At 63.5% G+C, this 25,037-nt stretch carries 15 protein-coding genes, 1 pseudogene and 1 riboswitch; of the genes and pseudogenes, 9 read left to right on the forward strand and 7 right to left on the reverse strand.

Annotated features, from left to right (window positions below):
* Positions 1 to 2: 2 nt before the first annotated feature.
* From uca to QWJ46_RS04110, 6 genes are read right to left on the reverse strand one after another with little or no spacing between them, the layout of a single operon-like run.
* A complete protein-coding gene (gene uca / locus QWJ46_RS04085) occupies positions 3 to 3,539 on the reverse strand; it encodes an urea carboxylase (RefSeq protein ID WP_302749167.1) in 3,537 nt (1,178 codons plus the stop codon).
* 2 nt (positions 3,540 to 3,541) lie between these two features.
* Positions 3,542 to 4,192 carry an urea amidolyase associated protein UAAP2 gene (locus QWJ46_RS04090; RefSeq protein ID WP_302749168.1) on the reverse strand — a complete coding sequence of 217 codons (651 nt, stop codon included), beginning with the start codon at positions 4,190 to 4,192 and terminating at the stop codon, positions 3,542 to 3,544.
* Between the two features lie 10 nt (positions 4,193 to 4,202).
* The gene (locus tag QWJ46_RS04095; protein WP_302749169.1) at positions 4,203 to 5,024 is read right to left on the reverse strand and encodes an urea amidolyase associated protein UAAP1; all 822 of its coding nucleotides are present in this window, start codon (positions 5,022 to 5,024) and stop codon (positions 4,203 to 4,205) included.
* Positions 5,021 to 5,845, reverse strand: a complete 825-nt coding sequence (locus tag QWJ46_RS04100) for an ABC transporter ATP-binding protein (protein WP_302749171.1) — start codon at positions 5,843 to 5,845, stop codon at positions 5,021 to 5,023. Before QWJ46_RS04100 ends, QWJ46_RS04095 begins: the two co-directional genes overlap by 4 nt.
* A complete protein-coding gene (locus tag QWJ46_RS04105; protein WP_302749173.1) occupies positions 5,842 to 6,660 on the reverse strand; it encodes an ABC transporter permease in 819 nt (272 codons plus the stop codon). Before QWJ46_RS04105 ends, QWJ46_RS04100 begins: the two co-directional genes overlap by 4 nt.
* A gap of 51 nt (positions 6,661 to 6,711) precedes the next feature.
* Positions 6,712 to 7,785: a putative urea ABC transporter substrate-binding protein gene (locus QWJ46_RS04110; RefSeq protein WP_302749174.1), complete on the reverse strand. Its 1,074-nt coding sequence runs from the start codon at positions 7,783 to 7,785 to the stop codon at positions 6,712 to 6,714.
* A 74-nt stretch (positions 7,786 to 7,859) separates the two neighbouring features.
* Positions 7,860 to 7,971, reverse strand: a riboswitch (guanidine-I (ykkC/yxkD leader).
* A 419-nt stretch (positions 7,972 to 8,390) separates the two neighbouring features.
* Between QWJ46_RS04110 and QWJ46_RS04115 the strand changes: the two genes are divergently transcribed.
* Both QWJ46_RS04115 and QWJ46_RS04120 read left to right on the forward strand, forming a co-directional pair.
* The gene (locus QWJ46_RS04115; protein WP_302749175.1) at positions 8,391 to 10,979 is read left to right on the forward strand and encodes a caspase family protein; all 2,589 of its coding nucleotides are present in this window, start codon (positions 8,391 to 8,393) and stop codon (positions 10,977 to 10,979) included.
* A gap of 429 nt (positions 10,980 to 11,408) precedes the next feature.
* Positions 11,409 to 11,753: pseudogene (locus QWJ46_RS04120) on the forward strand (hypothetical protein); the annotation flags it as partial.
* A gap of 268 nt (positions 11,754 to 12,021) precedes the next feature.
* On the opposite strand, the gene QWJ46_RS04125 reads toward QWJ46_RS04120, so the two are convergent.
* Positions 12,022 to 13,626, reverse strand: coding sequence for a hypothetical protein (locus QWJ46_RS04125; RefSeq protein ID WP_302749176.1), 1,605 nt, complete (start codon positions 13,624 to 13,626; stop codon positions 12,022 to 12,024).
* Positions 13,627 to 13,874: 248 nt separating this feature from the next.
* Between QWJ46_RS04125 and QWJ46_RS04130 the strand changes: the two genes are divergently transcribed.
* The 7 genes from QWJ46_RS04130 to QWJ46_RS04160 all read left to right on the forward strand — a co-directional run bounded on the left by QWJ46_RS04130 (position 13,875) and on the right by QWJ46_RS04160 (position 24,952).
* A complete protein-coding gene (locus QWJ46_RS04130; protein ID WP_302749177.1) occupies positions 13,875 to 14,465 on the forward strand; it encodes a hypothetical protein in 591 nt (196 codons plus the stop codon).
* Positions 14,466 to 14,588: 123 nt separating this feature from the next.
* Complete coding sequence (locus QWJ46_RS04135; RefSeq protein WP_302749178.1) at positions 14,589 to 14,966, forward strand: hypothetical protein; 378 nt, start codon at positions 14,589 to 14,591, stop codon at positions 14,964 to 14,966.
* Positions 14,967 to 15,177: 211 nt separating this feature from the next.
* On the forward strand, positions 15,178 to 17,127 hold the full coding sequence (locus QWJ46_RS04140) for a DUF4384 domain-containing protein (RefSeq protein WP_302749179.1): 1,950 nt from the start codon (positions 15,178 to 15,180) through the stop codon (positions 17,125 to 17,127).
* 22 nt (positions 17,128 to 17,149) lie between these two features.
* Positions 17,150 to 18,766, forward strand: coding sequence for a caspase family protein (locus QWJ46_RS04145; RefSeq protein WP_302749181.1), 1,617 nt, complete (start codon positions 17,150 to 17,152; stop codon positions 18,764 to 18,766).
* Positions 18,763 to 21,309 carry a trypsin-like serine protease gene (locus QWJ46_RS04150; RefSeq protein WP_302749183.1) on the forward strand — a complete coding sequence of 849 codons (2,547 nt, stop codon included), beginning with the start codon at positions 18,763 to 18,765 and terminating at the stop codon, positions 21,307 to 21,309. Before QWJ46_RS04145 ends, QWJ46_RS04150 begins: the two co-directional genes overlap by 4 nt.
* Positions 21,310 to 21,323: 14 nt before the next feature.
* A complete protein-coding gene (locus QWJ46_RS04155) occupies positions 21,324 to 22,505 on the forward strand; it encodes a serpin family protein (RefSeq protein WP_302749511.1) in 1,182 nt (393 codons plus the stop codon).
* Between the two features lie 41 nt (positions 22,506 to 22,546).
* Positions 22,547 to 24,952 (forward strand): serine/threonine protein kinase, encoded by a 2,406-nt coding sequence (locus QWJ46_RS04160; protein WP_302749184.1) that lies wholly within the window; start codon positions 22,547 to 22,549, stop codon positions 24,950 to 24,952.
* Positions 24,953 to 25,037 lie beyond the last annotated feature (85 nt).

Below are 25,037 nucleotides of genomic sequence, written 5' to 3' on the forward strand. Positions count from 1 at the left end.
GGTCAGCACTCCTCCAGAACAACAATGATATCGCCCGCTTTGACGTTTCGTCCGGGCCCGGCGCGCAGGTCGCGGACACGGCCTGGCGCATGCGCGGTGACGTTGATTTCCATCTTCATGGATTCGATGATGGCAAGCGTGTCGCCGGCCGCAACCGGTGCCCCTGGCTCGACCAGCAGTTTCCAGATATTGCCGGGCACGGCGCTGGCAACACCGAAGCAGCCTTCAGGGATGTCTCCGGCCGGGCTTTCGCCGGTGCCTTCGTCGGTAACGAAGCTGTCGAGACCCGCCTCCTTCCAGCGCCGGCGTTCGGCATCGAAGGCGGCCTGCTGGCGTGCCTTGAAGGTCGCGATCGAGGCGGCATTCGCCTGCAATTCCTGCTCATAGGCGGCGTAGGAAAATTCCGTCTCCTCGATCTTGACGGGATAACCGCCATGCGGAAAGGCGCCGCGGGCTTCCGCCAATTCCTGATGGCTGACCGGGAAAAAGCGGATCTGATCGAAGAAATCGAGCAGCCACGGTTTGCCCCTGGCAAAGGCCGGCGTCTGCCGCCAGGTGTTCCACACTTGGATGGTGCGGCCGAACAGCTGATAGCCGCCGGGGCCTTCCATGCCGTATATGCACATATAAGCCCCGCCGATGCCGACGGCATTTTCCGGCGTCCATGTGCGGGCGGGATTGTACTTCGTCGTCACCAGCCGATGGCGCGGATCGACCGGGGTCGCCACCGGCGCACCGAGATAGACGTCGCCGAGGCCGAGCACGAGGTAGCTCGCATCGAAGACGACGTCGCGCACGGCCTGTTCGTCGGCCAGCCCGTTGATGCGGCGGATGAACTCGATGTTATCAGGGCACCAGGGCGCATTCGGCCGCACGAGTTCCTGATATTTGCGCATGGCAAGTTCCGCGTCCGGGTCGTTCCAGGAAAGCGGCAGATGCACGATACGGCTCGGCACTTTGACGTCCTGAGCCGCCGGCAGACTCGCCTCGATTTCGGCCAGCAGGCCAAGCAGGCGTTTGCGGGTCAGCGTCGTGCCGTCATAATGGATCTGCAGCGAGCGGATGCCGGGTGTGAGATCGACGATGCCGGGCAGACGGGCCTGCGAGACGGCCTGCATCAAGAGATGCACCCTCAGCCGCAGGGCGACATCGAGCGTCATCGGTCCGTATTCGACCAGCAGATTGTCATCACCTTGGCGGCGATAGACGACGGAGACCGGCCCGTCGTCACTCGTGCCGATAACAGGCGAGCCCGTCTCTTCCTTGGCCGGATGCACGGCCGGGCCGGCAATCGGATCATCCGATCGCGTGACGGGATGAAAGCGGATGCGATCACCCGGCTTGAACTGGCCCATCTTCCATTGCTCGTCGCGTGCGATGACCGCCGGGCAGACGAAGCCGCCGAGGCTCGGGCCGTCAGGCCCCAGAATGATCGGCATGTCGCCGGTGAAATCGATCGCCCCGATCGCATAGGCATTGTCATGCAGGTTGGAGGGATGGAGGCCAGCCTCGCCGCCATCGCTGCGCGCCCATTTCGGAGCGGGGCCGATCAGGCGCACGCCGGTGCGGGCGCTGTTGAAATGCACCTCGTAGCTGGTCGAAAACAGCATCTCGATATCGCCGTCCCGAAAGAAATCAGGCGCGCCATGCGGGCCGTAGACGACACCGACCTGCCATTCGCGCGTCAGCTCTGCCGGCTCCGTCGCCGGCTTCGGCACATCGGCCGCCTGACGGGCAAGATGCAGCACATGGCCGGTCTTCAGCGTGCCGGTAGCGTTGCCGCCGAACTGGCCGAGACCGAAGGTCGCGCGCGAGCCGAGCACGACGGGAGCGTCAAAACCGCCCGCCACGGCGAGGTAGGCCCTCTGCCCCGGTCCATCGATGCTGCCGATGACGAGGACCTGGCCGGCACGGATGGTGACGGCCTCGCCATGCGGCAGTTTCTCGCCATCGACGCTCATCGCCATCCTGGCGCCGGCAAGGGCAACCAAGGAATCGGTATGGAATTTCAGCACAGGTCCGGACACCGTCAGCTCGAGTGCTGCGACCGTATCACCATTGCCGACGAGACGGTTGGCGTGGCGGAAGGAGCGCTCATCCATCGGGCCGCTCGGCGGCACACCGACATGCCAAAGGCCAAGCCGGCCCGGCAGTTCCTGGATGCTGGATTGCGCCCCCGGCGCGATGGCCTCGATAACATCAGGCACGAAGGAAAAATCGCGCAGCGCCGTCGTCGCCACCTTGCCGCTCGCCAGAAGCTCGGAGCTGGCGATGGCTCTGAGATAGTCGAGATTGGTCTCGATGCCGGATATCGATGTTTCCGCAAGGGCCGTCTTCAGCTCTTCGATCGCCGTCGGGCGATCCTCGGCTGACACAATCACTTTGGCGAGCATCGGATCGTAGAAGGGTGTCACCTCCGTGCCCGTCTCGATCCAACCGTCGATGCGCGCATCTTGCGGGAAGGACACCTCCGTCAGCAGCCCGGCGCTCGGGCGGAAATCGGCATGCGGCATCTCGGCATAGACACGCACTTCGATCGCCGCTCCCTTCGGCTGCAGGGCCTCGGCGCCCGAGAGCACGTCCTCGCCGACCGCTTGACGGATCATCCATTCGACGAGATCGATGCCGAACACGGCTTCGGTGACGGGATGTTCGACCTGCAGGCGGGTGTTGACCTCAAGGAAGTAGAATTCATCGCGCTGGGGATCGTAGATGAATTCCACTGTGCCGGCGGATTCGTAGGAGACCGCAGCACCAAGATCGACGGCCGACTTATGCAGGCGGGCGCGGGTCGCGGCCGAAAGGCCGGGGGCGGGAGTTTCCTCGACCACTTTCTGGTTTCGCCGCTGCAGCGAGCAATCCCGCTCCCCGAGCGCGATGACCTTGCCTTGGCCGTCGCCGAAGATCTGCACTTCCACATGCCGTGCCGCCGCTACGAAACGCTCGATATAGACGCGTGCATCGCCGAAGCTTGCCCGCGCCGTCCGCTGCACGCTTTCGAAGGACGCCTTCAGGCTTTCGGCATCGGCACAGAGCTGCATGCCGATGCCGCCGCCGCCGGCCGTGCTTTTCAGCATCACGGGATAGCCGATTGTTTCGGCCGCAGCGAGCGCTTCATCGGTGCTCGACAGCAGGCTCGTGCCGGGCAGCAGCGGCACGCCGCTCGACTTGGCGAGCTCGCGCGCCGTATGTTTCAGCCCGAAAGCGGAGAGATGCTCGGGCCGCGGCCCGATGAAGGTGATGCCTTCGGCAGCGAGGCGTTCGGCAAAACCGATATTTTCCGATAGGAAGCCGTAACCCGGATGCACGGCCTCGGCCCCTGTCGCCTTGCAGGCGGCAATGACGGCATCGACATTGAGATAGCTTTCGCTGGCAGGCGCCGGCCCGAGACGGATCGCCTCATCCGCCATCATCGCGGGCTTGGCGAAGCGGTCGGCATCGGAATAGACCGCGACGGAGGCAATACCCATTCGTCGCAGCGTCTTGATAACGCGGATGGCGATTTCGCCCCGGTTGGCGATCAGGACTTTCTTGAACATGCTCAGTCCTCGCCGTCCCAGATCAGCACCCGGATCGGCGTCGGATCGAAGCCATTGCACGGGTTGTTGATCTGCGGGCAGTTGGAGATGACGCAGAGCACGTCCATTTCCGCGACGAGTTCGACATAGTCGCCAGGCGCCGAAATACCGTCGACGATGGTCATCTCGCCATTCGGCTTGATCGGCACGTTCATGAAGAAATTGATGTTGGGCACGATGTCGCGCTTGCCCATGCCGTGTTTGCTGACCTCGAGGACGAAGTTGTCGCGGCAGGCATGCAGGTATTTCGTGCCATGGCCGAAGCGCACCGTATTGCTCTCGCAGGAGCAGGCGCCGGCAGACGTGTCATGGCGGCCGCAGCTGTCAGCCGTCATGGTCAGCATCACATTGCCTTCATTCGACATGATCTTCGTGCCGATGCCAATATAGGCGGCGCCCTGCATGCGCATCGTATCCTGATTGGAATAGCGCTCGGCGAAATCGTCGGCACGATAGAAGAGCGTGTCGATCGCCTGCTGGCCAAAACTGTCTTCGATGCGGATCGTCTGACCCTTGCGCACGACGCCGGACCATGGGGCTTCGGCCGGAATGAAATGATCCTGCACAGCATTCTGAACAGTACGGGCAGGAGAGGTCTGGATGAAATCGGACATCGTCTTCTCCTCAGGCCTGCATCAGGGCGTTGTTCTCGAAACCGCGCACGGCTTCGGCCGTTGCCGCGCGGCAAAGATCATCGGCAGCCGGGACTGCCGCCTTGTAGCGGGTGATGACGACGGGCTTCGGCTGATAGGTTGAATCGGGATCGAGCGGATGCGGGCAGGTGGAAAAGCCGACCAGCATGTCCATCTCGGCGCGCAGTTCGACGTAATCGCGGCTGTTAGAGCGCTTGCCCTGCCAGCCGAAACCACCGGCCTCGGCCAGGCGGACCGGTGCAAAGAGATTGAGGATGCCGGGTATATCGCGCCTGTCGAGGCCGAGCTTGACGGCGATGAGGATCAGGTTGTCGCGGGTGTTGCGCGTCTTCTCGCCGGGATATTTGGCGGCGTTCGAGGCGGCAGTCGAGCCGCCCATCAGGCAGTCATGGGCGCCGGAACTATCCTCGATCATCGAGAACATGACGCGGCCCATATCGGAGAAGATCACTCGCCCCTTGCCGAGTGCCGTCGTCCACTGGACCTTGGCCGTGTCGACGAGATTGATCCGCTCGCTCGTATCCTCGGCATTCCAGGCGACGAGCGCCACGGTGGAATTTCCATCGCCCTGGTCGATTCGGATCGCCTCGCCGCGCGAGACTTTCGTCGACCAGTACCAGCCGCCCGGTATGATCTCCTGATGAATGATCGCGGCGGCGGCGATGGCGGGCGCCGGCAGCGGGCTGGGGCCGGGCAGGGCCTTGGGGGCGAATTCCAGTCCCTTTTTCTGGTGCTCCTCGTAGCGCGCGCGATTGGCGGCGATTTCTGCGGGGGACCGTCTCACATGCATCATAGCGTCTCTCCTGATGAGGCCAGGTCGTCCCGGCTGTGCCCCAGGGAAGCGACCGGGCCGTCCCGGTCGGGGCTGAAAATCGATGGCTGGCCGGCAAGGCGCGGCGGCCAGATCGAAATATCCTTGGTGATGGTGGCGCCGTAACGCTCTTTCTCCTCCGGCCGGTCGCGGCGGCGTTCGAAGGCGACGACGCGGCTTGCGAGCGTGAAGGCCTCGCGCATGTCATGGGTAACCATGACGACGGTCATCTGCGTTTCGTGCCAGAGCCGCTTCATCAGCGTGTGGATTTCGCCGCGAATACCGGGATCGAGCGCGCCGAATGGCTCGTCGAGCAGCAGCACCTTCGGCTTCATGATGAGCGCCTGGGCGAGCGCCAGGCGCTGTTGCATGCCGCCGGAAAGCTGGGCCGGATATTTGTTCTCCGAACCGGCGAGCCCGACCTCGGCAATCAACTGGCGCGCTTCTTCGATCGCATTGCGGCGTGCGGCGCCGAAAAGCCTGGCCTTGTAGCGCGCATCGGAAAATTCCTTGCCGAGCAGCACGTTGCCGAGCACCGTCAGGTGCGGAAAGACGGAATAACGCTGGAAGACCACGCCGCGATCCGGTCCCGGCTCCGACGGCAGCGGCTCGCCGTCGAGCAGGATCTTGCCCTTCGTCGGCTGCTCCTGGCCGAGCAGCATGCGCAGGAAGGTGGTCTTGCCGCAGCCGGAAGGGCCGACGAGGGCGACGAAGGCGCGCGAGGCGACGGTCAAGGACACGTTTTCAAGCACGATCTGATCGCCATATTCCTTCCAGACCCTTTCGATCTTCAATTCGCTCATGCCTGCTTCTCCAGCTCCGACCAGGGGAAGACAGCGATGCGCAGGCGATCGAGCAGGGCGTTCATGACCACCGCGAGCAAGGTGATCCAGACGACATAGGGAAAGATGATATCCATCGAGAGATAGCGGCGGACGAGAAAGATGCGGTAGCCGAGGCCGGAGTCCGAGGAGATCGCCTCGGCCGCGATCAGGAACAGCCAGGCCGGGCCGAGCTGCAGTCTGAGGCAGGTGATCAGCCGCGGCAGGATTTGCGGCAGCACGACACGCAATCCGATCTGCCAGGAGGAGCCGCCGAGCGTCTCGGCCTTGACGATCTGTTCGCGCGGCAATTCCAGCGCCTTCAGCGCCAGGTCACGGATCATCGTCGGCGCGACGCCGATGACGATGAGGGCGATCTTCGACGTCTCGCCAAGCCCCATGACGATGAAGAGGATCGGCAGCAGCGCCAGCGGCGGCACCATGGAGATGACGGCGACGAAGGGGGAAAGCAGCGCTCTGAGATAAGGCAGCATGCCGATCAGCATGCCGATAACAAGCGCGATCGCTGTCGAGATGCCGAGGCCGGAGAGCAGGCGGATGATGCTCGCGCCCGTATCCGACCAGAGCAGAAACTCGCCGGTCCGCGGGTCGGCGACGAAAGCCAGACGGTTGATCGCATCGGCAAAGCCGGCAAGGCTCGGCAGAAGCTTGTCGTTGGCATTATCAGCCAGTCGCGCGGCCGAGCCAAAGGCATAGGCCAGGGCGAGCAGCACGAAGGGCAGCATCGTCAAGGCGAATTGCGCGCCCCGGCTCGGCCTCGTGTTGATCCAACGCATGGGAAATGCTCCGCTGATGAAGGGGAGGAAGCGCGGGCAGACCGATTGCGATCAGAGCGAACCGTCGGCGGCGGCCTTCATATAGGCCTCGGTGAAACGCAGCTTCACGTTGCCAGTGTCACCCAGCACCTTGCCGTCAGGCATTTCGATGCCGATGATGTCGGCGGATGGCGCGCCATTGCCGAGCAGACCCTTCTCGAAGAGGAAGTTGCGCACCAGATCCATGGTCTTCGGCAGGCTGGGCGAAGCGGTGAAAGCAACGGCATCGGCCGGCTTGTCGAAGAGCTTGGTGGCGGCAAGCTGGGCTTCGAAGCCGGCAAGATCGGTGCCCGAAGCCGAACCCATGGCCTCGCGGGCTGCCTTGCCCTCGGCGGTGTCTGCCCGCAGCAATGCGGCCGTCTCATACCAAATGCCGGCGAGCGCCTTGCCGAAGTTCGGATTGTCTTTCAGCACGCCGCTATTGGCGACCATCAGGTCGATGATTTCGCCCGGCACCTGCGAGCTGTCGAAAACCTTCTTGGCGGAGGGATCTTCGAGGATGGTGGAGACCAGCGGGTTCCAGGTGACGACGGCGGTGACATCGGGCGTCTTGTAGGCAGCGACCATGTCGGCATCAGATGTGTTGACCACCTTTACGTCGCGTTCCGTCAGCTGGATGCTTTCGAGCGCACGGGCGAGCAGATAGTGCGACACCGAGAATTCGACAAGGTTGACGCTTTGGCCCTTGATATCGGCAAGGCTCGTCTTGTCCTTCAGGATGACGGCGTCATTGCCGTTCGAAAAGTCGCCGACGATCACCGCAGTCGTATCGACGCCGCCGGCGGCCGGGATCGACAGGCCGTCCATGTTGGTCAGCGTCACCGCATCGAAGGCGCCGGCCGTGTACTGGTTCATCGATTCCACATAGTCGTTGAACTGTGTGACCTCGATCTTGATGCCGTATTTGTCAGCCCATTTCTTGACGATGCCGTGGTCGGCTGCGTAGCCCCAGGGCATCCAGCCGACATAGATGGACCAGGCCACCTTGAATTCCGTCTTCTGTTCTGCCTCTGCGACGGAAGCAAGCCCAAGCATCAGCGATACCGCCAGTGCTGTGGTCGAAACAATCTTCGAAAAAGTCTGCATTGAAATTCCCCTTCTGCTTTTCTTCAAAAGGGATCGGCAAAGACCATCGTGCCGCCAATCCCTTGGCTTACGAGGTCTCCCGGGCTTTTGTCCCGCCGTGCACCCGACGGGATTTCTCCTCCGCCGGTGGTGGCTCTCGGACCAGCCGCGCTTCAGAAAAGCGCCGGAACCCTAGCCACCAACTCAGCAAATTACTTGCAAGAGGTGTGCCACCTTATAACCGTTTGATTCTTTTAGCCCCTGGTCCTTGGCTGCCTATTACTGTGTACACTTTGCGGCATTTGCCAAATTTTTGAGCAGCAATCGGCGAGGCCATCCGATCAACGTCGGTTCTTTCGCGGGCACATCCGGTGCGACGGCACCGTGTCTGTCCTTGACTGGGCTGGAACGGGTTTTTGCTTGCATCGATCACATTCGGGCAGCCCTCCATCTGCATAAGCCCCGGTAATGGTTCAGATTTACTGATGGTTGACCCTTGACGATACATTTTTTGGAAGCCCTCCAATTGCCTTGGAAGTAACCAAACTTGCTTTTTTACAGTCGCAGGAATATTTTTATTCGGCCGGTCAATAAATCGTCCAACCAGTACTATCTGCGGTGGAGCTATGCCCGAGTTTCACGGAAAGAACCGCCTTGCGGCTATATTGCTGATCTTCTTGGCAGCAGTGGTTTTTCTCGGGCTTGAACGGCCCGCTGTCGCCACATCCGGTGACCAGGATGGCCGGCGGGTCGCCTTGATCGTCGGCAACTCCGTTTATAAGACGCTGCCCTCATTGCCCAATCCTGCCAATGACGTCCAGGAAGTCGCGAACACGCTGCGCAGGGCCGGTTTCGACGTGACGATCGGCATCAATGTCGACCGCATCGGTCTTGAGAATACGGTGCGCAGCTTCTTGCGCTCGGCCAATAATGCGGAGGCCGGCCTCATCTATTATTCCGGCCACGGCATCCAGGTCGGCGGCCAGAATTTCCTCGTGCCGGTCGATGCGACGCTGGAAACGCCCTATGACGTCGAGACGCAGACCATGCCGCTCGACCTCATCTTGAACCATCTCAAGCAGAATTCGCGCGTGCAGCTGATCTTTCTCGATGCCTGCCGCAACAATCCGTTCAATGCGCAGAAATTTTGGATGGCGGAAAAGCTGGAACCGGTCGGCGCGACGCGCGGTCTGGCGCGGATCGACAGCGATCTCGGCAGCCTGATCGCCTTCTCGACGGAGCCGGGCCAGGTGGCGCTCGATGGCGAGGGGGCGCTCAGCCCCTATTCCGAATCCTTCATCAAGCGCGCCAGCGAGCCGAACAAGGAAATCCGCCAGGTCCTGACCGATGTGCGCCGCGACGTGATCGCCATGACCAACGGCAAGCAGGTCCCCTGGGAAAATTCCTCGCTGATGGACAGCTTCTATTTCATCCCGGCGCCGCCGCCGCCGAGCGTCGAGCCGATGCAGCAGGTGAGCGTGCCGGAGGGGGCGGCCGCGACCCAGCTGCCGATCGCCCCGCCGCATGACGAAACCGGCTCGGCGCTGCTCGTTACGCTCAACCAGCTTCCGCAGACCGGCAAGCTCAGTTTCGACGGCAAGCCGGTGGAGCAGGGCGCCAAGCTGCCGGCCGCGGCGCTGACGGCGCTGAGCTATGATTCATCCGGCGTTGCCGCCGGAACGATCGGCCTGATCGGCTATACGGTCAGTGATCCCTATGGCCAGGCGACGCAGGGCGTCGTCGCCATCACCGTCTCGGCCGATGCCGGCGCCAAGCTCGCCCAGCTCGAACAGGAGAAGCAGGCGCGGCTTGCCGATGCCGGCGACTATCTGAAATCGCTGCCGCGCGACGTCGACACGACGATCGGCGTCGGCCCCATCAAAGCCCGTCTGCCTGAAGTACCGGCATCGGCTGCGGAAATGACCTTCAAGGTGGCGGCCCTGCCCGATAAGGGCACGCTTCGTGCCGGCGACCGGGTGATCGGGCCCGGCCACGTGCTCGAAGCAGCCGATATTCCTACACTGTCCTACGAGCCGCAGATCGGCACCGAAAACCAGCCCTTCGCCCTGACGCTGCAGGCCGCCAACGACGACCTGCAGCCCGCCACCGTCACCTTCAAGCCGACGCTTGACGCCTGCGATACCGCAGCCGCAGCACCGCTCGATCTGCAGGGGGTCACCGCTGGCAAATTGCCGAATGAAATCGATCCGGCCGTCGCGCTGCCCGCCTGCGATAATGCGGTGAAGGCCTATCCCAGAGTCGCCCGCTTCGTCTATCAGCTCGGCCGCGCTGAGCTTGCCAACCGCGACGCCAAGGCAGCCTTTGCGACGATCAAGAAGGCGATGGATGCCGGCCATGTCAGGGCGATCCACCATCTTTCGACCATGTACGAAATTGGTGCTTCAGTACCGCGTAACGTCGAAAAAGCTGCAGAGATCGTCCAAGCGGCGGCAAAAAAAGGCGATCCTTACGCGCTGCACAGCTTCGGGAACGATTTGTATTATGGCCGTGGCATCAAAGCAGACCAGCAGCAAGGATTACGCCTGATGCTGCAGGCTGCCGATCTCGGCCATACCTACGCCATGAATGCTCTCGGCTATATCTTTCTCAATGGCGTCAAGGTTCCGGCCGATCCGGAGCGCGGCATTCGCTTCTACGAGGCAGGCGTCGAGCGTAACGACATCTATTCCCAGAACAATCTCGCGCTGGTCTACCGCTTTGGAAAAGGCGCGCCGCAGGATCTTCCAAAGGCGCTCGATTTATTCACGCGGGCAGCAGAGGGTGGTCAGCCCTATGCTCCGGCAAATCTCGGGCGCATGTACCGCGATGGTGTCGGCGTCGCGGCGGACAAGGCAGAAGCACTAAAATGGCTGGAGATAGGCGCAGAACGTGGCGACTATTGGGGAGCTTTCGACCGCGCGAAACTGGCCAAAGATGACGGCGTTGACCCCGACAGCCTTGTGATCGCGGCACGCTATTTTGCGCTGGCGATGGCGGTAAACAGGCCAGGCAGCGGCGATCCGAAGAACCAGGCCCTGGCGGAACTCAAGGCCTTGCCTGACGCTGCGAAGAAAAAGGCGGAAGGAATTTTCGCCACGGAGCTAACTGCTCAGGAACAAAAGGCCCTTCCGAAAGCCAAATCACTGAACGACAGACTCATCCAGCTCGCCAAGGCGACATGGGTAAAGCGAAATCCGAGGTACGATCTCTTCTGAACGGCGGTATGGGGGCGCCTTATATGAATAGCAATCAAACCATCCGAGTCCTATTGTGCTCGACGTTCATCGTTGGCTCAGGCGCAATCCTGCAAAGTTGCATCTTCGACCCAAGCGCCAGGACACTTTTCACCAGTGAAGAGCCGGCTGCCAATAAACAGCCGACGGTAAAACGAACGCCCACCGTCAAAAAGGTGACAGCAAGAAGCAATGACCCGGCTTTTGTGCGTTCTGAAAACGGATCCGGCGGAAATTCCAGTTCTGGCGGCGGCATGGGCGGCGGCGACAGTGGTGGTGGCGGTGGCGGCTCTAGCGGCGATGGCGGCGATGGCGGCGGCAGTTGGCATTAGGGACAAGTTACGGTCGGCGTCCATTTTAGCTAATATTTTGTTCAGAATTCGTCTCTTCGTGGCTCAAGGCCTGAGACTCAGCGTCGCGACGCTGTCCTGCGCGATAACCTACGGCTGGGCGACCATTGCCTTCGGCCCTCGCTTTTCCAACCTGACCCATCACGGCATCACGGCCTATGTCTCAAAGAACTTTTCCTGGTGTCTGTTTGCGGCCCCGAGCTTTGTCGCCAGCGGGTTTGCCGAAGGACTTGCGCGGGCCGGCATGCTGGCGATCGTCAGTCTCATCTATCTCATGCGCACCCGCGCCGAAGAGCGCATGCTGAGCCGGGATCCCGCCTATCAGGACTATGCCGCGAACGTCGCGGCGCATGGGCTTTTAGCGATGGCGAGGCGTCGTCTGGCGCCGTCGGCGCCACGCGTCTGAAGACCCGCAGGATGTAGGCGAGGGTGAGTTTGGCGGAACAACGTCCCCCACTCCGTCGTCCTCGGGCTTGACCCGAGGACCCATGCCGCGGCTGCTGGTGGGTGCCGCGTGGATGCTCGGCTCAAGGCCGAGCATGACGGAGGACGAGGTGGGCGGAAGTGGCAAAGGTGGACACCCACGTCAGGACTGTGGTCCGCATGCCTCAGACAGCGGCGGCCGCTATAATATTTTGAATGCAGCAGACAGCCGACACGACGCTTCCGCCCCTTCAGCCATCCAACCCCTTGAAGCGCACCGGCTGGTACCCGCGCAGCAGCAGGATTCCGAGTGAATAGGTGTTGCGGCAGACGCGGCCCTTGCAGGCATTCGGCGTCGCCTCCATCACCTCCACCTTGCGGTCGTCGGTGAAGCGCATGAACAGCATCACATGCGAACCCGGCCGGTTCAGCGCGTCGCCGGGCTGCAGCGACCAGGGATCGGCGAGCCGCCTCGTAATGCTCGGGATCGCCCGCGTCGAGACATGCATCTTCAGCCCCCAGGCTTCGCTGACGAAACCGGAGCAGTCGACGCCGAGAATATTGGATTGCGGCGCGCTCTTGGTGCAGACGTTGCCGGCCGTCTGGCCGTCGACGACACCCTCGGTGAAGTCCTCGAGCGGCGTCTTGCAGCCCCAGCAATAGGGCACGCCCTTCACCGTCTGGCCGCGTTTGCCGAACAGGTAGAATGGCCGGCGCAGGCGGTTCATGTTGACGCAAGCCGGCCCCGGATCCTTGCCATAGGCCGCCGGCGTCACCAGCCAGTTCAGCGTCTCGAAGCCGATCGCCCGCTCGATGACGTCGCCGCGCGATTTCGGCAGGATGGCGACCTTAGGTCCCTTTCCGGGTTTGGCCGCAATTGCCGGCTTGGCCGGCCTGGCGACGGCAAGCTTGCGGCCCGGCTCGCGCCCCTCGAGTTTCAGCACCTGCGCCCGGCTTTCCTGCGAGCGCAGAAACAGCACGTCGCCGCGCGGGCCGATCGCCACGAAGCGCCTGGAAAAAACCGTGCCGGGTTCGATCGGCAGATCGTAGACGCGCTCCAGCACGCCGTTCGGCGTGAAGCGCACCACCAGCATGCCCGTCCGTTCCGGCCGGTCGGCAGGCACGAGCTCGACCAGCGCATAGGGTCTGCCCGTCGTGTCGATGTCGAGCAGTTCGACGGTGCCGATGCGGTTTTCCCCGGTGAGCTGAAGGGAGAGGAAATTCTCCTCCGAGCTCGCCCGCCGCAGCAGGATTTCCGCCTTGTCGTTTGCCGCCGAGACTTCAGCGATGATATCGCCGAGCCCGCGGCTCGGCACATATTGAACGACAGGCGGGCGGACTTGCGGCCGGCTGGTGCTGCGGCCGATCTCGTCGATGATGCTGTTCAGCGGGCCCGGCGGCACCGAGCCCATCGAGGCGAAGACCGAGCGGGTGTAGTCGTCGGCATCGCCGCCGTCGAGGGCGCGCAGGGTCTGCGAGCGGCCATCGGCGCCAGGGGAGCGCTCGAGCGGCACGATCCCATCAGACCAGAGGTAGAGTTCGTTATGAACGACGGCGAGATCCTCCGGCGCCGCATTTTCGGGCAGCGGCAGGATCTCCGGATCGGCCTGAGAGCGTTCGCCGTCAACGGCGAGCACGCGGCCGTTATTCTGGTCAAGGATGTAGACGGTGCCGTCGTCGCCGACGGTGATCGCCGCCGGCCCGGATGCTTCGACCTCCTCATTGGCGGAGATGATGCCGACCGAACGGGCGCCGTCGCCGCTCGGAAGCTCGATCATAACAGTGTCTTTTGCGAGGACAGGCCAGGCGATTGCGATCGCTGCGGCCATCAGAATATGCGACCTGAAACTGCGCATTGCCGTGAACCCCGGAACAGGATCATTTGGGCCATGCGGGCCCCAATCTGAAGCCTGTTCACAATTAGAGAGTGAGAGAATGATGTCGTCGGAAAACCGTCCACAACTTTCGGCATCATGCCCCAAGTCCTTCAAATGTTAGGATAGAAGCGGCTCGTCAGCAAGGCGTTGCTTTCCAAACGATTTGGAGATCGGCGTCGGCGATAGTACAACTTCATCATCTTCAAGTTTTACTGGCAGGGAAGCCTATGCTGGACTGGAACGGTGACGAACTGGCGCTCGACGTCAGCCTGCTGGAGCAGGTGCGCGCAGCAAGGATCGGGTTTTCCGATCGCGTCTGCGCCGCCTCGGCCAGCAAGGACGAGAAACATCTGGCGCAGTTGCGCTCGGAGCCGACCTATCTGATGGCCGAGTTCCTCTATTCGATGAAGGTCTTCGGCATCAACACGGCTGACGATATCGAGCGTTTCGCCGATCTGCACAATGATTACGTCGTGTCGCTCACCCGCGATCCGGCCAAGCTGCAGCGCCTCGGCCTTTCGCAGGAGCGCGCGCTCGCCTCGATGTTCACCGCCGACACCAAGCCGCGGCTGATCCAGAACTGGGCTGAAAAATCGGGCGCCATCGACCAGTCCAATCTCGCCCGTTTCCTGGTCGCCGTCATGTCGAGCGAGACCTGCCGCAAGACGCTGATCGATTTCGAGACGGCCGGCTTCATGCAGCGCAAGCGCTCGCCCTACGGCACCATGGTGGTCTGGTCGACCGGCAGGATCGAGGAAATCTTCGGCGAAATGCTGCGCAATCTCCGCCTCGCCCTGCAGCAGCTGAAGATACTCTGACCGCTCTCCAGCCGATTTCACCCCTCCCAATCGATTGGCGCCGAGCGCCGTTGCCTTCCACCCGGCCTCTCCCTATTGTCGGTTTAGTCGCGCGATGGCGCTTCTTGGACGGATGTGACGACGATGACGAAATCCCGGCTCATAAGCTTGTCGATCGGCCTGCTGCTTTCGCTTGCGATGCCCGGGCTCGGGTTTGCCGGGCCGGTCGAGGATGGGCTGGCGGCGCGAAACCCGGCGCTTGCCGCGCTTCGCCAGCATGATGAAAAGGCCTTTGCCGCTGCCGTTGCTATTATCGCCGACCATGAACGCGCCGAGGGGCTGACACCCGGCCAGGGCAAGCTGCCGGAGACGACCTCGCCCGGCCGCGACATGGGCTCTGGCTTCGGCAAGGAATTCACATCGGACAATCCGGATATTCTCTGGCTCTACAATTCCTCGCCGGAGGGAATGAGCGACCTGATCTCGATTCTGAAATCCGCCGGCCAGAAACCGAAGAACTAACCATCCTTCTCCAGTCCGGTCCGACTATAAACCGACGCCGGATATTGCCGGCCGTGAGTCTTGCCGCGTCTCTGTCCTGGCACAATCTTCCCGGCTCCAAATAATTTGTAACCCTCCCTCAAGCAAGACAGGCAAAGCCATCCCAATTTCACCGGTCAGTGCTATTCTCATCTTCAGCACAGTGTGAGATTGTTCGAAGGGGGAGGTTCCGATGCTCAGCCGCAAAGCCATCCTAGCCGCAGCCACATGTCTTTCGCTTTTTTCGCCGATCTCCGAGGTCGGGGCGCAGAACGAACGCACGCTGACGGAAGCGCCGGCGCAGAGCGGGCCTGTCAGCATCACCTTCGACCGCGCCGAGGCGAGATACGCCGTCGGTGAAGTCGTCGGCCTCTTCATCCAGTCGAGCGAGAACGCCTATGTCACGGTGTTGAACGTCTCGCCGAACGGCTCCGTCACCAAGCTCTTCCCGAACAAATACCAGACCGATGCCCTCGTTGCCGCCGGCAAGCGCGTACAGGTGCCGGATCCGGCCAGCGGCGCCAGGCTGCAGGTTTCGGGCCCGGTCGGGCAGGAGCAGATCAAGGTCTTCTATTCCTCCAAGCCGCTGACGATCTTCGCCGATCTCGGCGGCAGCGGCAGCGGCATGTTCCGCTCGATCGACGGCGGCATGGAGGCCGTCTCCCGCAGCCTCGAAGAAGCCCGCAGCCTCGGCACCAAGATCAGCAGCAAGACGCTGACGCTGACCACCGTCGACAGCATCGCGGCTCTGCCGCCTGCCGCCGTTCCGCCCGTCGCTGCAGTTCCCGCCGCAAAACCCGCGCCGGTCGAACAGGCGGCAAAGCCGCCCGTTGCGCCGAAACCCGCGGTCACTCCGAAGCCGAAACCGGCCGTCAAACCTGAGGTCGCCAAGAAGCCTGAGGTGATCGAAAAGCCGAAGCCGGCGCCGAAACCGGTCGAGCAGGCGACGACGCAGCCGCCGAAGAAATACAAGATCGTCACCAATCTGGCGCCCGGCCAGGAGCTGGCCGCCGATGAGCTGCAACTGATCGGCCCGGCTGACACCACCGCCTCCACCCGGCCCAGCCAATATAAACAGCCAAGCCAGTATAAGCAGCCGTCCCAGTCTGCGCAGACCAAGATGCCGAAACTGCCGATGCCGCAGATCAAGATGCCGCAATTCAAGCTTCCCGGCGGTTTCAGCATCAAGATGCCGCCGTTGAGTTTCGGCCGTTCGGCCGAACCCGGCCAGGCCGGCGAGGAGATCGAGGTCGCCAATGCCGATACGCCGGCCTGCAACGCCCTGCTCGACAAGCTGAACACCGCCGTTGCCGCCAAGGACATCACCGCTGCTGCTTCCGAGGCCGATGCCATTGCCGTCAGCGCCGATTGCGGCCAGTTCCAGGTGAACGCCCAGCGCCGCGTCGCAGCCCTGAGGCTCGCCGCCGCCCAGGAAATGATGGCGGCCGACAAGCCGGTCGCCGAGTATGAGCCGCTGCTCGTCGCTGCCGATAGCCCGCAGGTGCTCTGGCAGGCCTCCGCCACGCTCGGCGAGATCTATTTCTCCGCCCGCCGCTTCGCCGATGCCGCCGCCGATTACCAGCAGGCGATCGAGATCATCAAGAACGAGACCCGCACGCCGAAGGCGCCGCCGGCCGATACGATTTCCGATCTCATCCAGCGCGCCGCCCAGGCCCGCATCCTTGCCGCCAATCCCACCAGCGACAATCCGCAGGGCAGCTTCGTGCCGGCCGAGAAGGATCACCGCAGCGGCGTCCTCGGCGGCATCTATTCGGAGAATGTGCGCGGCATCGTGCCGGTCTCCATCCCGGTGCCGATCACCTTCGATTTCGACAAGTCGACCTTCACCTCGATCGGCACCGACGCCGCTGAGGAATTGCTGGAAGCGCTGAAGGAGCAGAAGCCCGGCCGCATCATCCTCATCGGCCATACCGATCGGAAGGGCGGCGACGATTATAATCAGAAGCTCTCCGAGCGCCGCGCCCAGGCGGTTGCCGATTTCCTGAAGAACCACGGCATCGACGCCACCATCGATGCCGAAGGCCGCGGCGCCTCCGAGCCGGTTGACGTGACCGCCACCGCCAACCTCACCGAAGACGATATCGACGCGCTCAACCGCCGCGTCGAATGGCGCCGCGAATAGAGGGGGCGAGGGGGAACCGGCCATGTCCACATTCGCTCCCATGGCCGCCGCACTCGCCCTTCTTGCCCTGGCGGGCACCGAGAGCCTTGCCAGGACGATAGAGGCTCCCGAGCGCGGCACGGTCAGAGCCGTTCTGATCGGCATCGATCTCTATCGCAATGTCCCGCCGCTGCACGGCGCCGTCGCCGATGCCGAGGATCTTTCCCTGTCGCTGCGCTCGCTCGGCGTTGATGACATGACGCTCTTGAAGAACGGCGCCGCCGATCGCCAGGGCATCTTCGATGCGATCGGCGCCGTCACGGAAAGGGCAGGCGAGGGCGATCTCGTCGTGCTCGGCATCGCCGGCCATGGATCGAGCGAGCCGGAGCGCGTTAAGGGCTCGAAACCGAGCGGCCGCGACGAGGTCTATGTGCTGGCCGGCTTCGATACGAGGCTGCCCGGATCGCGCGAGCGCATCTTCGGCGACGAATTCAAGGTGCTGATCCACAGGCTGGAGCAAAAGGGCGCCGAGGTCCTGTTCATCGCCGATACCTGCCATGCCGGCGGCCTGACTCGCGACGTCGATCCGCGCGGCGCCGAGATCACCTGGCGCCAGGCGCCGTCCTATACGATCGAGGAGGATGACCTCGCGCCGATTTCGACGACATCAGATGCGCTCTCCACCGGCTTCGACTATAAGCGGCTGACCTTTCTTGCCGCCGTCGACGACCATACCAAATCGCCGGAGATCTCGATTCCCGGCATTGCTGAGAAGCGCGGGGCGCTGAGTTATGCCACCGCCCGCGCCTTCGAAGGGGCGGCCGACCGCAACGGCGACGGCACTGTGACCCGCCGCGAGCTGTTCGAATATGTGCGCCAGTCGGTCTATCAGTTCACCGACCAGCGGCAGAACATCTTCACGCAAAGCCCGCCCGGGGCGGATCTCGACCACGCCGTCGTCTATGCCTATGACACGGCAGGCCCGGCGGAAGCGCAGAAATCGAACGTGCCGCCACCGCCGCCCGAACCTGCCCCGATCACCCTTGCCGCCCTCGGTTCCGAGCCGGTACTGCAGGGTATCGATCCGGCCGTCACGCCGTTCAACTTGACGGATAGCGCCCATGCCGAACTCGTCTTCGATCCGCAAAAGCGCGAGGCGATCGCCGGCGGCGATGTCGTCGCCTCCGAAGTCGGCGCCGGCGACATGCCCTTCGTCGTCGACCGGATGGCGGCACTCGACACGTTGAAGCGGCTGTCGGAGACCAACCCGCAGACCGTGCGGGTGACACCCTCCGACAAGGTCCATCGGGACGGCGAGCGCGTCGGCGTCACGGTTTCCGATCTTGCCGGGCGCAAGCTCGTGCTGTTCGACGTCACCGGCGATGGCACGGTGCAGTTCCTCTATCCCGGCGAACGGGAAGCCGATGCCGAGATGTCCGCAACCTTCGATCTCGATCTTTCCGTCGTCGCCCCCTTCGGCACAGACCTGCTCGTCGCCGTCACCTCGGAGGCGCCGATGCCTGCTCTGGTCGAATTCCTGAAACAGAACGACAGGCGCCGCACCGCCGGCAACATCGCCAGACATCTCGGCGAACTTCTGCCCGAGGGCGCACGCGTCGGATTTACGGTCCTCTATACCTCCGCCGGAGCCAGGCTATGAGCACGTCGATCAGCAGGGTCCTCAACATTGCGGCCGTCCTTCTGCTTCTGGCCACTCCCGCCTTGGCGCAGCAGGACACGGATTTTGCCGGCGAGGATGGCGGGCGGGTGATCGGCGGCCAGGCGGCGAAAAAAGGCGAATGGCCCTGGCAGGTGAAGATCCTGGCGCCCGATCCCGAGCAGCGCGGCCGCTTCGGCGGCCATTGCGGCGGCTCGCTGATCTCCTCGCGCTGGATCCTGACCGCCGCCCATTGCGTCACCAGCGGCCGCTCCGGCAAGCAGGATCTCTTCGCCCGCGACCTGCTGATCGTCGAGGGAAAGCAGAAGATCGACAAGGTGATCTCGGTCGATGGCCCCGACAAGCCCGGCCTCTCCGTCGAAGACGTGATCATCCACGAGGATTTCGACCGCAAGGTCTTCGCCAACGATATCGCCCTCATCAAGCTTGCCGAACCCGCGGTCTCGAAGCCGGCAATCCTCGCCTCCGCCTCGGACGAGGCCGTCGAAAGCCCCGGCCACACCGCCGTCGTCACCGGCTGGGGTTACACCAAGGCCGATCACGGCTGGGATGACAAATACCTGCCGACCGAACTGCAGGAGGTCGAGCTGCCGCTCGTCTCGCGCGAGGATTGCCGCGCCGCCTATCGCGAGAGCTCGATGCGCATGAACCCGATCGACGAGCGCAATGTCTGCGCCGGCTATGCCGAGGGCGGCAAGGATGCCTGCCAGGGCGATAGCGGCGGGCCGCTGGTCGCGCAGCGCCCCGACAAGCGCTGGATTCAGCTCGGCATCGTCAGCTGGGGCGCCGGCTGTGCCGAGGCCGAACATTACGGCGTCTACACCCGCGTCGCCGCCTTCCGCGACTGGATCGCCGAGAAGACCGATGGGGACGTGCCGAACGCGCCCGACACCTCAAGCGCTTCCGCCGGCGACCAGGTGGCGGCGATCGACACCAAGCGCCGGCCTGCTGCGAGCCACCCGGCGGCCGGGACCAAGCAAAAACAGACTCCCGCCGATGAGCTAGAGGCCAATCTTGCGATCACCACGCCGCCCGACGCCACGAAGGCGCCAGCGGAAACGACGCAGACTCCACCCGCCGCTTCGCCCGACGTCAGCCAGCCCGAGGTTCAGGCGCCGGCTGCCGAGCTGCCGATCACCGTGCGTTCTCCCGGCGACCGTGCGCTGCTGATCGGCATCGACGATTATGAGATGCGCGAGGCGAAGCTGACGGGCTCGGTCGACGATGTGAAGGCGATGCAGCTCTTCCTCGTCAAGACGGTCGGCTACCGTCCCGAACAGATCCATACGCTCACCAACCGCAAGGCCAGCCGCGCCGCGATCCTTGCCGAAATCGACGACTGGCTGGTGCGCCAGTCTCAAGCCGGCAGCCGCGTCTTCCTCTATTTCAGCGGCCAGGGCTCCGAGGAAATGGGCGCCGAGGCAACGACGAGCCCGACGCTGGTTGCCGCCGATGCCAAGCTGGTGCGCGAGGGGGCCAAGGTCACCGTCACCAACCAGATCCGCGAGACCGAAATCGCCGCCCGGCTGAACAGCCTCAAGGACCGCCGCGTCACGCTGCTGATCGATGCCTGCCATGTCGGCCCCGGCAGCCGCAGCGCCGTGGCAGCGCCCGCCGGCGGCACGGTGCGCTGCCTCGGCCCGGCTTTGGCCTCGCTGCAGCCGCCGAACCGCTCCGGCAAGGAAGCGAAATTCTCCTTCGGCGGCGAAACGGCGATGGTCTGGTCGGCGGTCAACGCAGGCCAATGGGCGCTGGTCGATACCGAGGCCAAACCGCCGCTCGGCGTCTTCACCCGCCGCTTCATCGAAGGCGTGCAGGAAGGGGTGGCGCGCGCTTCCGACAAGCCTGAGGTCAGCAACGCCGCCCTGCTCGATTATGTCAGGCGCAAATCCGACGAATATTGCCGGGCGCATTCCGAAGACTGCCGCTTCACGCCGGTGCCGCAATTCTACGGCCTGCCGGATGCGCTCGGCCGCGACGTCGTCACCGGCGAGGAGGCGAAAACGCCGGTCGCCGCCGTCGAAAACACGTTGAAGACCGACAATGAGGCGGGTGTTGCCGTCGACGTGCTGCCCGGCACTTCGGTCAGCATCGGCGACAAGGTGGCAATGCGCGTCTCCACCAAGAAATCAGGCTACCTGATCCTCGTCGATATCGACGCCGCCGGCAAGCTGACGCAGCTCTATCCGAACAAACGCTCGATGGGCCTGAAACCGACTGCCAAGGGCGGGGACAACCGGCTCGATCCGGCACGGCCGGTGGTCGTGCCCGATGCCCGCAATCCCTATATCGGTTTCGAATATGTGGTGGAGGGGCCGGCCGGCGTCGGCATGGTCGTCGCCATCCTCAGCGATAAGCCGATCGAAGTGCTCGACCTGCCTGACGTGCCGACACCGCTCGTCGGCCAGCGCGCCGCCTTCAATTATGTCTATGACCTCGCCCGCAGCCTCAGGATCGTCGGCGACGACGAGACCGGCGTCCAGGGCAAATGGTCGTTCGATTCCAAATTCTATCGCATCCGCTGAAAGAGGAGCGAATGATGTCGAAATCCATTCTGCTGGCCGGCATTGCCGCTTCCCTGATGGCGCTGGCGCCGGCCCATGCGGGCGATGCCACTGACACTAGGGCGGTGCTTGCCGCCCAGGCCGGGCTTGCCGTCGATCTGATCGACCGCACTCTGGCGAAGGAGGGGGCGGCCAACATCATGGTGTCGCCGGCAAGCCTTGTTGCCGCGCTCGGTCTCGCAGGCCTCGGCGCCTCGGACGCGGGCAAGGCGGCCATCGCCAGGGGCCTGGGTTTCGGCGATGCGGTAAAGGGGCCGGAGAAGGTGCTCGACGAGATGAACCCGAAGACGCCGCCGGCGGCCGATGCGCCGTTGGCTTCAGGCGTTGCGATCGTCTTCGACGACAAGCTGGCGCTCGTTCCCGATGCTCTCTCCATGCTGGCCGGTCACCGCATCAAGCCGTCGATCGAGGATCTCGATCAGCCGAAATCCGTCGAGCATATCAACGGCTGGGTCAGGCAGGCGACACGCGACGCCATTCCGGTGATCCTCGAAACGCCGCCCGGCGGCGGCTTCATCAGCCTCGGGGCGCTCTCCTTTAAGGCTCGCTGGAAAACCGCCTTTGAGGCAGAGAGCCCGGCCGCCCCATTCCGGCGGCCGGACGGCTCGACGGTGTCGGTGCCGATGATGCATCTTGCCGGCGACGGCCAGAAATTCCGCGTCGATGATCGTTTCGCAGCCGTCGACCTCGCCTATGCAGGCGAAACCTACCGTATGGTGGTGATCGCGGCGCGCTCGGAAAAGGGCGTCGGCGGCGCCGATCTCAAAGCCCTTGCCTCCTGGCTTCAGGGCGAGAAATTCGAACCCGCCAAGGGCGAAATCTTCCTGCCCCGCTTTTCCCTCAATGATGGGCGTGATTTGATGCCGACACTCCACGCGATGGGCCTGGCGTCTGATAAGGCGAGCGATGCGGCTTTTCCCGGGTTCACCATGGAAAACATCAGCTTGTCGCGCGTGCTGCAGAAGACGATGATCAAGGTCGATGAAAACGGCACGGAAGCGGCGGCGGCAACGGCTGTGGTCACCGAGCGCAGCATCGATCCGAAATTGGTGCGGGTGAGCGCCGACGCCCGTTTCGCCTTCGCGCTCCGGGACACGAAGACCGGCCTGTTTCTCGCCGCCGGTCTGATCGGCGATCCGCTGCTGGCGGGTGAATGACATGCGCTTTGATGAAGACAAAATGGCAGGGGGACACGTGCATGAGAAGTGATCTGATCGCCCGCTACACGATCGGCGAGCCGGTCTATGAGAACGAGTTCATCGTCTATCCCGCTCAGGACAAGCGGATGGATCGTTCGGTCTTCATCGTCGCCCCTGACGTGGCGCTGAAACTGGACAAGGCCCGCTTCGAGCGGGTCTGGACCTCGGTCAATGAGGCCAAATCGCTGACGGCGCGGCGCTTCGTCGAGATCGAGGATCTCATTCCGCCGTCGCCGGAAGACGACAATTTCTACATCGTCGAGAAGCGGCCGTCGAAGACGCTGCACCAATATCTCGAGGAAACCGAGATGGTGGCCTATGATCGCGCCATCGAGATCGGCCGCCACATCCTCGAAGGGCTGGCGACGCTGCACGGGGCAGGTTACGCCCATAATGCGCTGACCGACCAGTGCATCTATGTGTCGGAGGATTATTCCGGCCTCTCGGTCAGGATCGGCAACCTGCACCTGATCTCCAAGATCGGCGAGCACATCATCCCGCCCTATGCGCCAGAATTCGGCGCACCGGAGATCTATGCCAGCGGCACCTTCTCCGCTTCCGCTGCGCTCGATATCTATGCGATGGGTATGATCGCCTACAAGCTCTTCCTGCCGCGCCAGACCTATGCCAGCGTCTTCGACAGCGTCATGGTCTGGGAGGACGAACACCAGCGCGAGCAGAGCTGGAAGAACATCCATCTCGACCCTTCGAACATCTTCCCGCGTCTCGACGTGCTGATTCCCGGTTTTCCAGAGGGCCTGGCCAGCCTGATCGAAAGAATGCTGAGCCGCGATCCGGCCCAGCGCCCGCGCATGGGAGCCGATGCGCTCGGCGAATTCAGTCGCGTGACCACGGGCATCCAGCCGATGGCCTGGGATCCGCGCGGCGGCATGCCGCAACAGCCTGACGCCCCGAAGCGGAAGAAATGGACGCTGGCGCATTTCTCGATGATCGGTGCGCTCCTCTTGATCTGCATCGGCGTCGGCGTAGTCACCATCCCGAAGCTGCTGCGCCCGGATCCCAAGCTCGTCGCCGATGTCGGCACCTGGAAGAAGGAGGCCGAGAGCCGCAGGGACAAAGCCATCGCCGCCAAGGCGCCGGAACGCCCCCCCGGCGACGAGGCGAAGCTTTCCTATGATGCCGGCGCCGCCGCACTGACCGAGGCCAGTGCCGCCCTCAAGGACGAGGACTATAAGAAGGCGCTTCCCGGCTACCAGAAGGCCGCCATCAGCCTCGGCAAGTCGCTGATCGCCATCTCGAAAGAAAATGCCGAAAAGGCCAAATCCGCCGCTGCCGCCGCCGGCGGCGACAAGGCCCCGAGTTTTGCCGAGGCCGACAGCAAGATGAAGGCCGCCGCCGACAGCGCCGCCGCCCAGCAGATGCATGGCGCGGTCGATAATTACGAGGCCGCCAAAACGGCTTACGACGATCTCGCCAAGGCGCTGACCGCGCTGACGGCGGCCGAAAAGGACGCCGCGGCAAAACGCGAAACCGTCACCCGCATCGGCGCCGGCGACAGCCCCGACGTCGCCAAGGCGAGCGGCCTGATGACGGAGGCCAAGGCCAAGGCCGAGCAATGGCAGCTGCCGGCTGCGACCTCGAACTACGGCGACGCCGCCAAACTCTTCGCAGCGCTGATATCGGATGTCATGGCGGCCAAGGATGAGGCGACGGCGCTGAGGCAGAAGGTCACCGATCTCCACGCCTCCCTGACGACACGCGCCGGCCCCGCCGATCCCACACTTGCCGCACTCGCGCCGAAGCTCACCGAGGCCGACGGCCGCTACACCACGGAGGCCTACAAGCTCGCCATATCAGCCTACCAGCCGATCCTTGCCGATCTCGAAGCGCTGTCGGCGCGCGGCTTCTGCCCGGTTGCGCCGAATGTCCTCTTCGAGACCATCCCGGCCGGCAGCTATTCGCTCGACAATGTCCGGCTGATGACCTCGTCGCTGAAGGAGCTCGGCGGTATGCTCGGCGTCGCCAATGGCGCCGTGAAGGTCGAAAAATCCTTCTGCATGCAGGCCAAAGCGGTCACCCGCGCCGAGATGGCGCAGTATTACACCGCCAACTCAGACCCCGCCTCTGCCCAGGCCTATGCCGGCAATCCCGAGCAGCCGGCCGACGACGTGCCGCTCGCCGAGGCGCAGAACTATACCGCCTGGCTGTCGAAACAGCTGAACGCCCCCATCCACCTGCCGTCGGCGACCGAATGGATGGCCAGTGCGGTCAAGCTGACGACGGAAAAACTGCCCGACAACGGCGACATCATCCTGCAATGGAGCGCCACCCCCTGCGAAACCGGCGGCAACGTCGCCTTCATGGCGCAAGAAGGCTCCACCTTCGTCGTATGCTCGGATGCCTCCACCGGCGGGATTTTTCGGGTTAGCGCCGAGTTGCGGTGACCGCGGCGACCTGGAGAATGAAAAGGGAGATTGGTGTGCCGCTGACAACTGAGTGGGATGATTCCAGGATGGCGCGTCTCGTTCG

The sequence above is a fragment of the Rhizobium sp. CBN3 genome, assembly GCF_030518245.1.
Taxonomy (GTDB): domain Bacteria; phylum Pseudomonadota; class Alphaproteobacteria; order Rhizobiales; family Rhizobiaceae; genus Rhizobium; species Rhizobium aethiopicum_A.